This window comes from Spirosoma migulaei (assembly GCF_054776855.1).
The window spans coordinates 195,471-210,399 of sequence record NZ_BAAHBG010000011.1 but is presented as its reverse complement, the minus strand read 5'-3'; the positions used below and the strand labels follow the sequence as shown (position 1 = coordinate 210,399).

Annotated in this window: 8 protein-coding genes; all 8 read left to right on the top strand. The window is 50.3% G+C overall.

The genetic code is table 11. The features are described 5' to 3' along the window. The first annotated feature begins 51 nt into the window (after positions 1–51). The 8 genes from ACYVGO_RS14695 to ACYVGO_RS14660 all read left to right on the top strand — a co-directional run bounded on the left by ACYVGO_RS14695 (position 52) and on the right by ACYVGO_RS14660 (position 14,495). Positions 52–657, top strand: a complete 606-nt coding sequence (locus ACYVGO_RS14695) for an RNA polymerase sigma factor (RefSeq protein ID WP_460969908.1) — start codon at positions 52–54, stop codon at positions 655–657. Positions 658–766: 109 nt separating this feature from the next. Continuing rightward, positions 767–1,885: a FecR domain-containing protein gene (locus ACYVGO_RS14690; protein WP_460969907.1), complete on the top strand. Its 1,119-nt coding sequence runs from the start codon at positions 767–769 to the stop codon at positions 1,883–1,885. Positions 1,886–2,233: 348 nt separating this feature from the next. Further along, complete coding sequence (locus tag ACYVGO_RS14685; RefSeq protein WP_142775005.1) at positions 2,234–5,695, top strand: TonB-dependent receptor; 3,462 nt, start codon at positions 2,234–2,236, stop codon at positions 5,693–5,695. 41 nt (positions 5,696–5,736) lie between these two features. Beyond that, positions 5,737–7,467 carry a RagB/SusD family nutrient uptake outer membrane protein gene (locus ACYVGO_RS14680; protein ID WP_460969906.1) on the top strand — a complete coding sequence of 577 codons (1,731 nt, stop codon included), beginning with the start codon at positions 5,737–5,739 and terminating at the stop codon, positions 7,465–7,467. A gap of 142 nt (positions 7,468–7,609) precedes the next feature. Continuing rightward, positions 7,610–8,596: a hypothetical protein gene (locus ACYVGO_RS14675; protein WP_460969905.1), complete on the top strand. Its 987-nt coding sequence runs from the start codon at positions 7,610–7,612 to the stop codon at positions 8,594–8,596. A 146-nt stretch (positions 8,597–8,742) separates the two neighbouring features. Beyond that, positions 8,743–10,929, top strand: a complete 2,187-nt coding sequence (locus ACYVGO_RS14670) for an outer membrane protein assembly factor BamB family protein (protein ID WP_460969904.1) — start codon at positions 8,743–8,745, stop codon at positions 10,927–10,929. 234 nt (positions 10,930–11,163) lie between these two features. Then, the gene (locus ACYVGO_RS14665) at positions 11,164–12,543 is read left to right on the top strand and encodes an enolase C-terminal domain-like protein (RefSeq protein WP_460969903.1); all 1,380 of its coding nucleotides are present in this window, start codon (positions 11,164–11,166) and stop codon (positions 12,541–12,543) included. Then, positions 12,540–14,495 (top strand): hypothetical protein, encoded by a 1,956-nt coding sequence (locus ACYVGO_RS14660; protein WP_460969902.1) that lies wholly within the window; start codon positions 12,540–12,542, stop codon positions 14,493–14,495. The genes ACYVGO_RS14665 and ACYVGO_RS14660 overlap by 4 nt, the downstream gene beginning before the upstream one ends. Positions 14,496–14,929: the final 434 nt, after the last annotated feature.

Sequence of the window (14,929 nt, the reverse complement as noted above, 5' to 3'; positions counted from 1 at the left end):
TAAAAATATACTTGTGGTCTTTACCCATTCGTAAACTCATCGTCTAGTCCGTTGGATACGACAACTGGTTATCGGGATTTAGCTCCTCAGGAGCTGTGGCAACGCTTCAAAGCCGGCGACGAACGGGCTCTGGGAGAACTAGCGCGGAAGCACTACCCGAGCCTGTATAACTATGGCCTTCGCTTGACTACGGATTCCGAACTGGTTTGGGACACGATTCAGGATCTGTTTCTGGAATTGTGGGACCGTCGGGAAGCGGTGGGCGACGCTGTTTTCGTAAAAACCTACCTCTTAAAAGCCCTTCGCTACAAATTATTAAAAATTCGGGGGCATCATCCCTCCATTCATCTGGATGAGTCAGAACCGGCGCACATGCCATTTACGGGCTCAATCGAGGAAGAAATTATTGATAATGAGCTGCACTCCGAACAGGAACGCCTGTTACGCCAGTTAATGGCAACCCTGACCAAGCGCCAGCAGGAAGTGCTCTATCTGCGCTTCTACCAGAATTTAGACAACCACGAAATTGCCCAGATTATGGGCATGGAGCGACAAAGTGTGGCCAATCTGTTGCACCGAACGTTCAAAGAACTCCGGAGCCAATGGTCGTCTGATTTGCTCCTTTACCTATTGGTCTTTGTTCTGCCGAAACGATAGTTGACAGAAATTGCACTATAGGCGAAAAAATTTTTCCTTTTTTTTGAGTATTACCAAATGAAGAATAGCACTATAGGAGTAAAGGTCCTCCTCTGCTAGTTGCTTCGTTATGAATTACAGGATTTACAACGCCGAAGACTTTTTGTTCGACGAGTCATTTCGCCAGTGGGCAAGTGGAAGCGCTCCCCAGTCGGCTGCTTTTTGGGAGCAGTGGCTGGTACAAAATCCAGATCGGGCGGAGGTGGTCAAACAGGCCCAGGAGCTTGTCCGTGCCCTGAATGAGCACTACCGTGATGACGCCACCGATGCCCGCTTTACCAGTGAGCTCAACCGGCTGATGCAACTGGCGACCGAACATCGGGATGCCGAGCTGGAAACCCCAGTCATTCCCCTTCAGCAACAATCCTGGTGGCGATGGGCTGCGGCTGCGTCCATTATTCTGGTGGCAGGTCTGGCAATCTGGCTCTACAGGTATACAACTACCTCAACGTCAAGCCCCGAATCGTATGCTCACCTAACGAAAACGGCCTCCCTGCCACTTCAGGAAAAAGTCAATACCAGCAACCAGCCCATCAATGTCCTGCTCTGCGATGGAAGTCTCATCACCCTGCGGCCAAAGAGCCGGGTAAGTTATCCGAAACACTTCGCCAAGACCAGCCGGACAGTTTACCTGAACGGGGAAGCGTTCTTCGACGTGGCTAAAAATCCAGCGAAACCGTTCCTGATCTATGCGAACCAAACCGTAACCAAAGTACTGGGCACCAGCTTTTTGGTTCGGGCTTTTGAAGAAGAAAAGGCGGTAACGGTAACGGTGCGAACCGGGCGTGTATCGGTGTACACGCGACAGGATTTTGAAAAAGCGCAGCAGTCAGGTTTGCGACGGATAGAGGGAATCATTCTGACGCCCAACCAGCAAATGACGTATAATCTGGAGGAGAAACATCTACTGAAGGCACTGGTAGAGAAACCAACCGCACTCATGCCCGAAGCCGTCAGTCGCGAGCAGGTGTTTGAAGATGCTCCTGTTACAAAAGTCTTTGCCACCATTGAACGAACCTATGGTGTGAAATTAATTTACAATGAGGATGATCTGTCGGCTTGCCTGGTCAATCTCACCTTTTTAAATGAAAATCTGCTGGAGCGGCTGGATATAATCTGCCAGACTATCGGGGCCTCGTATGAGGTACTGGATGGGCAGATCGTCATCAGCAGCAAAGGCTGCAAATAACCCATTGCCAAGACAGTGGATAATGGATAATGGATAATGGATAATGAATAATGAATAATGAATAATGTAAAATGAACAATGTAATTACCTCCTGGACTCACCATTGCCCATTATTCATTAACCATTATCCATTATCCATTGGCCATTATCCATTTACTTATTTAATTCCTAAGCCCACTTTTCTACCAATCGCCTATGCCGCAATAAACCGCTTTTAATAAAAAAAGTCAGTGATGATTCCGGCATCACTGACTTCACTCACACCCTTGTTCGATACCCTCATCCAGGATGAGGCAGGGGGTTTTTTGTCCATTTCTAAATCCAAACAGTCAAAAAACAAGTAAAAGTATGAAAGAACTTCGACAACCGCTTAGCCTGTTGCGCAGCCTTATGAAATTTACTGTCTATCAGTTACTAGTGGTGGCTCTTGTAGCCGGTCTGGCAACCGCCCGACCGGTTGACGCGCAGAAAGTCATGGATCAGCGCATTACGCTCCGCGCCGATAACCTGACGTTAAAAACCGTCCTGAATCAACTGGGACGCCAGGCCGACGTACGCTTTGCCTACCGGTCAGCTTTGGTTCAGTTGAATGACCGGGTATCGCTGAGTGCAACGAACCAACCTTTGGTGGCTGTATTGGATAATCTATTAAGAGCCCACCAACTTACGTATCAGGTAAAAGGTCGGCAGATTATTCTCAATCAGGAACCCCCACCACCAATCATTGAATTACCTTATAATACAGACCTAAACTCTACCGACCGGAATCTGTCAGGAACCGTTTCGGACGAAGGTGGAAACCGACTCCCCGGTGTGAGTATTGTGGTGAAAGGCACCAACCGGGGTACCACCACCGATGCCAATGGCCAGTTCCGGATGACCTTACTCACGGGCGATGATGTACTGGTCTTCAGTTTTGTGGGCTACCTATCCCAGGAAATTACGGTAGGTAATCAGACCGCAGTCAATGTCAGTTTAGCCGTCGACACCAAAAACCTCAACGAGGTGGTGGTAGTTGGGTATGGTACGCAGAAACGGTCGGACCTGACCGGGTCTATTTCTTCCGTAAAAGCAGAAGAAGTGAAGAACCTGCCCGTTCGGAGTGTGAATGAAGCCTTACAGGGCCGGGCTGCGGGTGTTCAGGTAACCCGGAATGATGGCTCGCCAGGTGCCAGTTCCGATATTGTGATCCGGGGGGTTGGCTCCATTGGTGGCATGTCCCCGCTGTATATCGTCGATGGCATCCGAATGTCGGCGGGCAACAACTTCAACCTTCAGGATGTCGAGTCCATTGAGATTCTGAAAGATGCCAGCGCTGCTGCCATTTACGGTGCTCAGGCTGCTGGTGGTGTTGTGCTCGTGACCACCAAGCGCGGAACCAGTGTCGATAAAATGAAGATCAACTTCAATGCCTATTATGGCGTTCGGCAGCCCCGTAATCTGTATAAAATGCTGAATACGGCTGATTACATCACGGCAAAAAAAGCCTTTGGCGTGAACACAAGTGGCTGGGGCGACCCCAGCACATTGCCCGATAATGACTGGGCAAAGGACTTGTTCACCAACGGATCGGATCAGAGTTATTCCTTATCGTTATCAGGAGCTACGACCAAAACCAATTATTATGTTTCGGCCAATTACCAGCGGGAAGGAGGCACCCTGATTGACAACTGGTTTGAGCGGTACGGAATTCGGTCGAATGCCGACTTCAGGATCAATAAGAAACTGAAAGTAGGCGAAACGCTCTATGCCTGGAAAACCGGAACCAATCCCGTTGTTACCAGTACGTTCCCCTTCCGCTCTGCCCCAGTCGTTCCTATCTACGATCCTACCAATTCGTTTGGGGGCTGGGCTAAAACAGGCACCTTTTTCACTGGTCCCAATCTCGTAGGGCAGGAATACCAGAACCATATGCAGAATGAAACCTACGCATTGGAAGGCAACCTGTATGCCGATTGGGAAATTCTGAAAGGGCTGAATCTTCGTTCCACCTTTGGGGCGTCAATCTATAACGTACACAACTACCGATTTACGGAAGCCTACGACTACGGTACCGTTGCCAATCGCAACGCCTTTTTGAGCCGGGACATCAACAGTCAGCAAAACCTGACGGCCAACTTTGTCCTGACGTACGCCAAAACCGTTGGTGAGCATGAGTTTAAGGTATTGGCGGGTTATGAAGCGTATAAATCCGATTTGAGTACGCTACATGCCGAAGCCCAGAGCTTCCCCTACGTTACTTATAACCTGGCTCTGAGCAGCAACCCAAGCAGCTACGTAGCCGCCGGTGCCGAGTTACCTCAAACCCGGTTGCTTTCCCAATTTGGGCGGATCAACTACACCTATGCCAACAAGTACCTGCTAACGGCCACCGTCCGTCGGGATGGTTCGGACCGATTCGGGCCAGCCAATAAATTCGGCGTTTTCCCGTCGGTGTCGGTCGGTTGGAAACTGAACGAGGAGGCCTTTATCCGGGATAATCTGACCTACGTTTCGAACCTGAAGCTCCGGGCCAGTTACGGAAAGCTGGGAAGCACCAGCAACATTCCCCAATATACATACCAGAATTCCTACGGCGGAACGGGTGGCACAACCAGCATGGGTCTGCCTGATGGTTCCCGTTTCAAAGGCTATGCCCTGACCGCTCAACTGGCGAATCAGGACATCAAATGGGAGTCTGTGCTTCAAACGGATATTGGTCTGGATATTGGCCTGTTGAATAACGCCCTGAATATTACTGCCGACTGGTACAGCCGCCAGACAAACGACATGATTTACCAGGTTCCGGTTGCCATGTCGGCTGGTTTTGGTAGTACCACCGTGTTCACCAATATTGGGCAGATGAGCAATAAAGGGCTTGAGCTGGCGGTCGATTATCGGGGCAAAAAAGGTGCATTCACCTACGGCATTGCCGCCAATGCATCGTTTAACCGAAATCTGGTCAAGAAGCTGGATGGCACCAACAACAACCCGATCAACGACGGCCCCGCCGGCGATTACCTGGAAAGTGTTGTGTCTCGCACCCAGGCAGGACAGCCTTTGGGTCAGTTTTATGGTTACAAAACCGATGGAATTTTCCAGACCAATGCCGAGGTACAAGCCCTGAACCAAAAAGCGCAGGAAGCTGCGGCAGCAACGGGTGGCGCCACCACGGGCGTTTATTATCAGGCAGCTGCCACCGGAGCGGGCGACCTGAAATTCCAGGATTTGAATGGTGATGGTCGGATTACCTCCGCAGATAAAACCTTCATTGGCAATCCCTGGCCCAAAATGACCTATGGGGTTACGCTGAACATGGCCTGGAAAGGACTGGATTTTTCGGCACTGTTTCAGGGCATTGCGGGTGTGGATGTGTTCAATGCCAACAAATACTACACCTCGATTTTCGTGGGTGACTACAACACCACCCGCGACATTTTCAATACGTCTTACTTCAATGGCAATGGGCTTACCAACCTGCCTCGCGTAGGGTACACGGATGCGTCGGGCAACTACGTTCGCGATCCGAATGCCAACTATACGCGCATTTCGGATTACGCCGTCGAAAACGGAGCCTTCCTCAAACTGCGTACCATTCAGATTGGGTACACGCTTCCGGCTTCGCTGATGAAACAGTGGAAAATGTCGGGCATTCGGGTGTATGCGCAAGGGCAAAACCTGCTGACATTCACCAAGTATTCAGGGCTTGACCCGGAAGTAGTAGGACGCAGCAGCGGCTCAAATGCAGCCTCTACCGGCCGGGGAATCGATACAATTTACTCCTATCCGCGCACGACGCTTATCTCCATGGGCATTGATGTGACTTTCTAACCTCATTTACTGGCTTCAGTAATACAAAACGATATTCGATCATGAAAATAGTAGTCAAACTTTCCCTTTTTGTCGTACTCCTGAGTCTGGCGGCCTGTAAAGAGAGTTTTGTGAATGTAGACAATCCCGGCGCTATTTCGACCGCCAGTTACCCCGGCACAATCGCTGACCTGGAACAACTCCTGGCAGGTGCTTATTCAACCCAACATGCCCCGAATTTATACGGGCATAACATGCTGGCCAAAAACACCTACCTCTGGGACCATACTACGGATTTAAGCTGGCAGGGAACCACCACCTGGATTCAACTGGCGCAGAATAACTCGCAGGTCAATGATAGTTTCCTGCAAGGGACCTGGCAGGATTTATGGCGGGGTGTCCAACGCTGTAACACCTTGCTGGCGGGTATTGAAACCTTCAGTGCCAAAGCGAATGCTGCCGATGCCGCATCAGCAAATCTGATTAAGGGACAGACCCTTTACCTGCGCGCCTGGTATTACTTCTATCTAACTTCTCAGTGGGGCGAGAGCTTCCTAGTGGATGGGCAGGGGGGCGATAAAATGGGCGTACCTATTATCACCAAAACATCTAGTAGCCTCCCCGAAACACAGGTGGCACGGGCTACAGTCAAACAGTGCTGGGATTTCATTATTTCGGATCTGAAAGCCGCCGAAACGATATTAAACGGAAAAACCTGGACTGGCGCTACGGATAAATACAAAGTGGGCGGCTGGGGCGTCAAAGCGTTTCTGGGTAAAGTGTATGTGTACACGCAGGACTGGGCCAATGCAAAAACGTACCTGGCGGATGTAGTCACCAACAGCGGCAAGTCGCTGGTGCCGTTCGACACTTATAAAACCATGTTCAACGCCCAAAGTGAGTTCAACTCCGAATCATTGATTGAGCTTAATCTGAATATTGACATGACCTACCGGGGTACAGACGATCGATCAATGGGGTCCAGTATCGGGATGGTGATTGCGCCAACCTTTGTTGGGCCAACGGGCGGACAGGCCGCATCGGCCTGGTCCAACGTGTTTCCACATGCCAAAAACATAGCCCGGTTTGGCTTTAATCTGGGGCATTATTTCCCGGCGGGAACCGCCACAGCCAACATCGCCAATGTCGACAAGTCGTACATCACGAAATCGGTGGCGGCCCGAACCAACAAAACCGTGGACCCTCGCTTGTGGGTGTCCTGCCTGCAACCCTACGTCGATTCAATGATTGTACTCGGCGTTAAGCAGCCCATTTCGCACTATCTGGACATTTCGGAAATCGATATGGAAGCCTGGAGTTTCCGAAAATACATTAATCTGGCAGGTACAGAAGGCGAGGTAAACATGGCCAACGGCGACAATATTCTCTGGCTCAGGCTGGCGGACATCTACCTGCTATATGCCGAAACCCTGACCCATACCGGCGACAATGCCACCGCGCTGGAATATGTCAATAAAGTCCGACGGCGAGCGTATGGCTATGCCGTCAATACGGCTTCAGCAGTCGATTATAAAACCCTGACCGATCAGACCAGCGCACCCGACGCAGTACTCAAAAACGACCCACTCAAGTATGAACGATGGGCCGAACTGTTTGGCGAAGGCCATTGGTGGTTCGATGTCTGTCGATGGAAAATCGGCGATAAAGAAGCCGCCTATTACCAGCGGGTTCGTGGGGGTGCCATTCAATGGGAACCAACGGATTACGCCCAACCCATCCCGATCAATGAGATCACCTCAAACGTTAGTATGAAGCAAAATCCGGGTTATTAAGGTTAATTGTCATTTGATGGTCATTGCTGGTCATTTGTAGTCATTGACAGTCATTAATTGAGAATTTATCACCTGTCAGAATTTTACCGCAAATGACCACCAAGACAATCAATGACCACTAATGACAATCAAATGACCACTAATGACTATACTCCTTATGAAGCAGGCATTCGTAATTCTTGGCGTTCTGCTCGGCCTGACCAGCGCTGTTCGTTTGGCTCCATTTCCTCAGGCAGATATCTCCAATGGGGTGATTCAGGCGAAGCTCTACCTTCCCGATCCGGCGCAGGGCTATTATCAGGGCACTCGGTTTGACTGGTCGGGTGTTTTTGCCAGTCTTGATTACAACGGACATAGCTATTTCGGCCAGTGGTTCGATAAATACGATCCAAAACTACACGACGCCATCAGCGGCCCCGTTGAAGAGTTTACACCGATTGGGTATGAAACGGCTAAACCGGGGGAGGATTTTCTGAAGATTGGGGTGGGTTCACTTCGAAAAGCAGCTGATGCACCTTACCGATTTGCTACGCCTTACGAGACCATAAATCCCGGAAAATGGAGTGTTGCCCAAAAAGGTAAAGATGCCATCGAGTTTACCCACGAGCTGACCGACGCTGCGGGTTACTCATACCGCTATCGCAAAACGGTAAAACTGGTCCCCGGCAAACCAACCCTAGTACTCGAGCATTCGTTAACGAACACCGGCAGCAAACCTATTGAAACAACAGTTTACGATCATAATTTTTATGTGATCGACAAGCAGACAACGGGTCCCGATTTTTTCGTAACGTTTCCCTTTCCGTTGCAGACCAAAGGCACACCCAGAGGCATGGGCACCCTGTTTGAAACACGCACGAATCAGATTACCTACCTGCGCGAACTTGCCAAAGGGGAAACCACGCATTGCTACCTGACCGGTTTCGGCGACACGGCTAAAGACTATGACATACGGATCGAAAACCGAAAAACCGGCGCTGGTGTGCGCATCACGTGTGATCAGCCCATCGTACAACTGGCTTACTGGTCAATGCCCATTGCAGTGTGCCCGGAACCTTACATCCAGATCAAAGCCGAACCGGGAAAGGAGTTTAGCTGGAAAATTCAGTATGACTATTACACGAAGTAGTCAAGGGTGGTCAATAAAAGGCCCTAAATTATTTTTTGTCATCCCGAAGAATGAGGGATCTCAAGCGTCAGGAAACTAGAGATCCCTCATTCTTCGGGATGACAAATTCCATCAAATAGAACTACGTACATGACATTTTTTATTCCATGAAGTACATCATCTATCTCGGATCGATTGGGGTATTAGGGTTGCTGTTCGCGGCCATTAGCCCTAATCAAGACGAGACCTATACCGATCAGCCGGGGAATGTCGACTGGGTTCATTATGGGGGCAATAAGGCGGGAAATCGTTATTCACCTCTTACCCAGATCAATCTCGACAACGTTAACCAATTACAGGTAGCCTGGACGTTTGACGCGGCTGGACTCGACGGGAAAACCGGCCGTCAGCCCGAAATTCAGTGCCAGCCGATTGTGGTCAACGGCGTTCTCTATGGCACCACACCGAAGCTTACGTTATTTGCGGTGAGAGCTAATACGGGTGAGAAACTCTGGGCATTTGACCCCTTCAGCAACAAACAAGCCCGCTTTAACCCAAACCGGGGAGTTCTTTATTGGGCAGATGGACCCGACAAACGGATTCTGTTTACCGCAGGCCCTACCCTCTTCGCCATTAATGCGCTAACGGGCGAACCGGTTGCGCAGTTCGGCAAAAACGGGGAGGTCGACTTACGGGAAGGCATGCTGAATGACCCAGCGTTTGATCTTAAAAAACTATCCGTTACGGTAACCAGTCCGGGCGTTATTCACAAGGATTTGCTGGTCATGGGATGCACGGTTTCCGAATATGGCGATGCAGCACCGGGTCATGTGCGCGCTTTCGATATCCGTACGGGCCAGATTCGCTGGACGTTCCATACCATTCCGCAACCGGGAGAAGCGGGGTATGAAACCTGGCCTAAAGATGCCTACAAAAAAATAGGAGGAGCCAACAACTGGGCGGGTATGGTGCTTGACGAAAAACGAGGCATGGTCTACTTAGGCACTGGTTCGCCAGCAGTCGATTTTTACGGAGGAAGTCGGGCCGGGCAAAATCTGTATGCTGATTGCATCCTCGCCCTGAATGCCGAAACGGGCAAGATGAAGTGGTATTACCAGACCGTGCATCACGACCTCTGGGATCGGGACCTACCCTGCCAACCCAATCTGGTTACGGTAAAGCACAACGGCAAATTAGTCGATGCCGTTGAACAATCCACCAAAGATGGCCTGGTGTATGTGCTTGATCGTGATACGGGCGCGTCCCTCTTCCCTGTCGATGAAAGGTCAGTTCCCACCTCCGGCCTTCCGGGCGAACAGCCCTGGCCCACCCAACGCTTTCCGTTAAAACCCGCACCCTTTGCCCGGCAGGTATTCACCGAAGCCGACATTACCGACTGTACTCCCGAAGCGCATGCCTTCGTGAAAGAGCGATTCCAGAAAACGCGGTCTGGCAGTAAGTTTATGCCGCCGAGCCTGGAAGGTACGCTGTTTTTCGGTATTGGCGGTGGCGCAGAATGGGGTGGCAATGCGGCCGACCCCGATGGCATCCTGTACCAGAATTCCAACGAAATGGTCTGGGATTTAACGATGATGGATCTGGCCGCACGAAACGCCGAGATTGCCTCAAAAGGAAAATCGTTATATCAGGCTAATTGTGCCGCCTGCCACGGGGTCGACCGGAAAGGGAGCGGTCAGGCCTACCCTAGCCTGGTCGATATTGGCAAACGACTAACGGGGCAGGATATTCAGGCTATTCTAAAAACGGGTCGGGGACGGATGCCCTCCTTCGAGCATATTTCCGAGCAGGACCGCAGTACACTTGTCCGCTTTCTGCTCAACACCGAAACTAAAGCCAGTGAAACGGGCGATCAGCATAGCGCCGGGGCGCCTACAGCTGTTGTACAGAAAGCGGAATTCCCGTACATCCCGCCCTATATCAATAATGGCTGGACGCGCTTCGTAGACCCCGATGGTTACCCTGCCGTGAAACCACCCTGGGGCACGCTCAACGCCATTGACCTGAACACGGGCGAATACCTCTGGAAAGTTCCGCTGGGTGAGTTTCCCGAATTAACCAAAAAGGGAATACCACTTACGGGCACCGAAAACTATGGCGGCCCCATTGTAACAGCCGGTGGACTGGTCTTTATTGCCGCCACCTACGACGAACGGATCCGGGCTTTCGACCGAAAAACGGGCAGGGTTGTCTGGGAATATCAGCTTCCGGCAGGCGGTTTTGCTACTCCTATTACGTATCAGGTCAATGGCAAACAGTACGTGGTTATTGCAGCTGGGGGCGTAAAAAACGGCCACAAACCCGGCGGGTCTTACATTGCCTTTGCCTTACCTTAACCCTTCAGTAAATTATGTTTAGGTTTCATGTTCCATGTTTAGGATAGGTTGGTATTGAGTAGTTCGCATAAACATGAAACTTCAAACATAGATAGCCCGCAGATTTTTATGATCTATATGAGTTAAGTATGATTTTAATCCATTGGCAACCTAATACAAAAATCATACTTGTTCTTATTACTCATAAAAATCTGCGGGCTATAAATAAATCAGAAACCCTTCAATCCTCATTTCATGAATACAAACCGTGAACCCCACGAAAAGCAACTCGATCACACTCGCCGTAACGCGCTAAAAATGCTTGGTTTTGGCTCATCAGCCGGTGTGTTAGGGCTGTTTGGCGGCATCTCCACCGCCGAAGCCCGCGAACAGCAGAGTAAGCCTCAGTATGCCGTCGGGATGGCTCCCGTCAAGATCAAAAGTGTAAAGGCCATTGCTACCGCTCCACAAGGTTCCAACCTGATTGTCGTGAAAGTGGAAACCACCGAACCCGGTCTCTATGGGTTAGGCTGCGCTACGTTCACACAGCGGGCTGCTACCGTAATTGTAGCCATCAACACCTATCTGAACGAGTTCTGTGTAGGCAAAGACGTGGACAACATCGAAGACATGTGGCAGGCGGCTTATGTCAGCTCCTACTGGCGCAATGGGCCCGTGCTTAACAATGCCCTCTCCGGACTAGATCAGGCACTTTGGGACATTAAAGGCAAGCGGGCAAAAATGCCTGTCTATCAATTATTGGGCGGAAAGGTACGATTTGCTATCCCCTGTTACACCCACGCGGGCGGAAACACCCCCGAAGCCGCTGCCGACAGTGTAAAAAAATTAATGGCCGATGGATTCAAATACATCCGCATTCAGCAGGGCGGCTATGGAGCCGTGGGCGCCACCGCCGATAAACCCGACTTTAAAGTAGCTGGCTTTGGGGGTGAAACCGACAACTACATGAACGAGCGGCTCTACCTGAAATCGGTACCCAAAATGTTTGAAATCGTTCGGAAAGAGTGCGGAGAAGAAATCGAGCTACTTCACGACATTCACGAGCGGGTACAGCCCATCGACGCCATCAACATGATTAAGCGGGTAGAAGAATACCGCCCGTTTTTCATCGAAGACCCTTTCTCGCCCGAGAACATGAAGTGGTTCGCCAATCTCCGCCAGGCAACCTCCGTACCCATTGCCATGGGCGAGTTGTTCAACAACATCAACGAGTTCAAGGAGCCGATGGTCAACCAATGGTTCGATTTCATCCGGATTCACGTCTCGCAGATTGGGGGCATCACGCCAGCCATGAAAGTAGCTCGATTGGGCGAATGGTTCAACATCCGCACCGCCTGGCATGGTCCGGGCGATGTCTCGCCGGTGGGTCATGCAGCCCATGCACATATCGATCTGGCTGTCTGGAACTTCGGCATTCAGGAAGCGGTGCAGTTTTCGGACAAAACCAAAGAAGTGTTCAGCGGTTGCCCAACCATGAATAAAGGGTATATGTCGGTCAATGAAGTACCCGGGCTGGGCGTTGATATCAACGAAAAAGAAGCGGCCAAGTATCCGATTACGACTAAGTCTAACTGGCAGGTTCGCAAGATGGACGGCACAATTATTAGACCATGAAAAAAACAGTAACGCCACCACCACCAATTGTTCCGCAAGCGCCCATCAGCAAAAAGCGGCTGTTGCTGTTTAAAGGAATGGCGTTACTGTTGCCTTTTTTGCTGCTGGGCTTAGTAGAAGGCCTTCTCCGACTAGTTGGCTATGGCCATGATCTGCGTCTGTTTGTGGAAGATCCGCAGCAGAAGGGGTTTCTGGTCATGAATCAGTACACGTCGGAGAAGTACTTTTCGGAAACGGAGAATGCCACGATTGGCAACTTTGAACCGTTTCCAGCCAAAAAAGCTGAGGGTACGTTTCGAATTTTTGTGCTGGGTGAATCAACCACCATTGGCTATCCATACATGCACAACGGTTCCTTCCATCGCTGGTTGCAATACCGATTGATGCACACCTTCCCGGATAAGGAATTTGAGATCATCAACCTGGCACTCACGGCCGTTAACACCTACACCGTCGCCGATTTTGCGAAGCAACTACCCGATTATAGCCCTGATGCAGTGTTGATTTACACCGGCCATAATGAGTACTATGGAGCCCTGGGTGTTGGATCGACAAGTGGCATTGCTCATAACCCATTGTTGATTCAATTGCTGATCAAGCTTCGGAAATTTCGGCTGGTACAACTACTTGCCAACACGATAAATGGGATTCGGAAGGCGGTTTCCGGTCAGAAAATTGACCTGCGCGAAAACCTGATGAAACGAATGGCGGCCGACCAGCAGATCGTTTATGGCTCCGAAACTTATCAGGCTGGCATCGATCAATTCAAGACGAATCTGAATGCTATTTGTTTGCAGTTGAGTGAGCAGCATATTCCGGTTTTTGTCAGTAATCTGGTCAGTAATGAAAAAGACCTGAAGCCATTTATCAGTAGTTCAGGGCAGGGGCCTACTTCAGCCCAGGCCCAGTACCAACGGGCAAATCAGGCTTATGCATCAGGCAAGTTTGCCGACGCAAAAAAGGAGTATGTACAAGCCAAAGAGCTGGATAGGCTGCGGTTTCGGGCACCCGAAGCTATGAATCAACTCATTCAGGAAGTCACGACTACCTATCCTGGCATTACCCTGGTAGACACAAAACGCACGTTTGAAGCGAATTCACCACACGGTATTTTAGGGCAAGAGACCCTCCTGGAGCATGTTCACCCTACTTTATTTGGCTATGCGCTCCTTTCAGATGCGTTTTATGAGGCCTTGAGAAAAAGCCGGCTACTCCCCGATGATCGCACGCGGGAAATCTCGCTCGATGAATTACGCCAACGGATGCCTATAACGACGGTTGATTCACTCAAAGGTGTCTATGAGATGATGATTCTCAAAGAGGGCTGGCCGTTTAATATACCAATGCCCCCCGAAGAGAAACGGACCAAAACAACCGAAGAGCAACTGGCAGGGGCATTGGTGGTCAAACAAATTGCGTGGCCCGATGTCATGAATCAGTTAGTCAGCTATTACCTGACGCAGAAGAATTCCAGCAAAGCATTACAAGTAACAGAAGCCCAATTGCTGGAGTACCCGTACAACGTGGCTCTTTATGACCAGGCGGCAAAGCTTAGTGTAGCTCTGAACAGGAATGAGCAGGCTGTTACGTACCTAAAAAAAGCGTTTCGGCTGGAGAACAGTTTTGAGCGGGCCCAACCGCTTTTTATTACGTTACTTAAACTAGACAGGCCCAACGAAGCCCTACCTTACCTTCAGTATGCGGCTGCTCACAATTCATCCGGATTTAGCCTGAATGAATTACAGACGTTCGTTCAACAGTTAATTGCGGTAAAGAATCAGTTTATGAAGGACAGCACCAACATCAATCTGAGCAATCAACTGGCCGCTGGCTACCTCAAATTTGCGAATACCGCTGCTGCCACGAAGTATATAAACAACAGCTTACGGCTCGATGGACGCAACGCCCTTGCCTTACAATTGAAGCAGCAGATTCAGTCTATCAAAAAATAAGCAAATCAGCCGAATTTGGTTTGTCGTGCCAACCGTCCCGGTCGGTCGTGACACCAACTTGTTCCCTACCGACCGGGACGGTCGGCACGACAACGACTCCTCCACTATTGTCACCAGTGGAGGAGTCTATTTATAAAACCCCTGCCGCGCATAATCTTACCCGAGCTTTAGCGACTAACTCACGGGTTGAGAACAGCTTGGGCAGCTATAGGTCGGCTCCAGGATCAAGACCTTTCTGAATAGCTACCTCTTTGCTTTTGGCACTCAGAAAATCACCTTACAGTGCTAATATTCGGACGATTGCTTCACAAACTGCACACTTCATAGCCACCTACACGAGGCATCATCACATCCAGCAGCAAATCAGGAAGCTCCTGACGAATGATGCCGAAGGCCTCGGCCCCATCGCGGACAATGAATACCCGATATTCTTC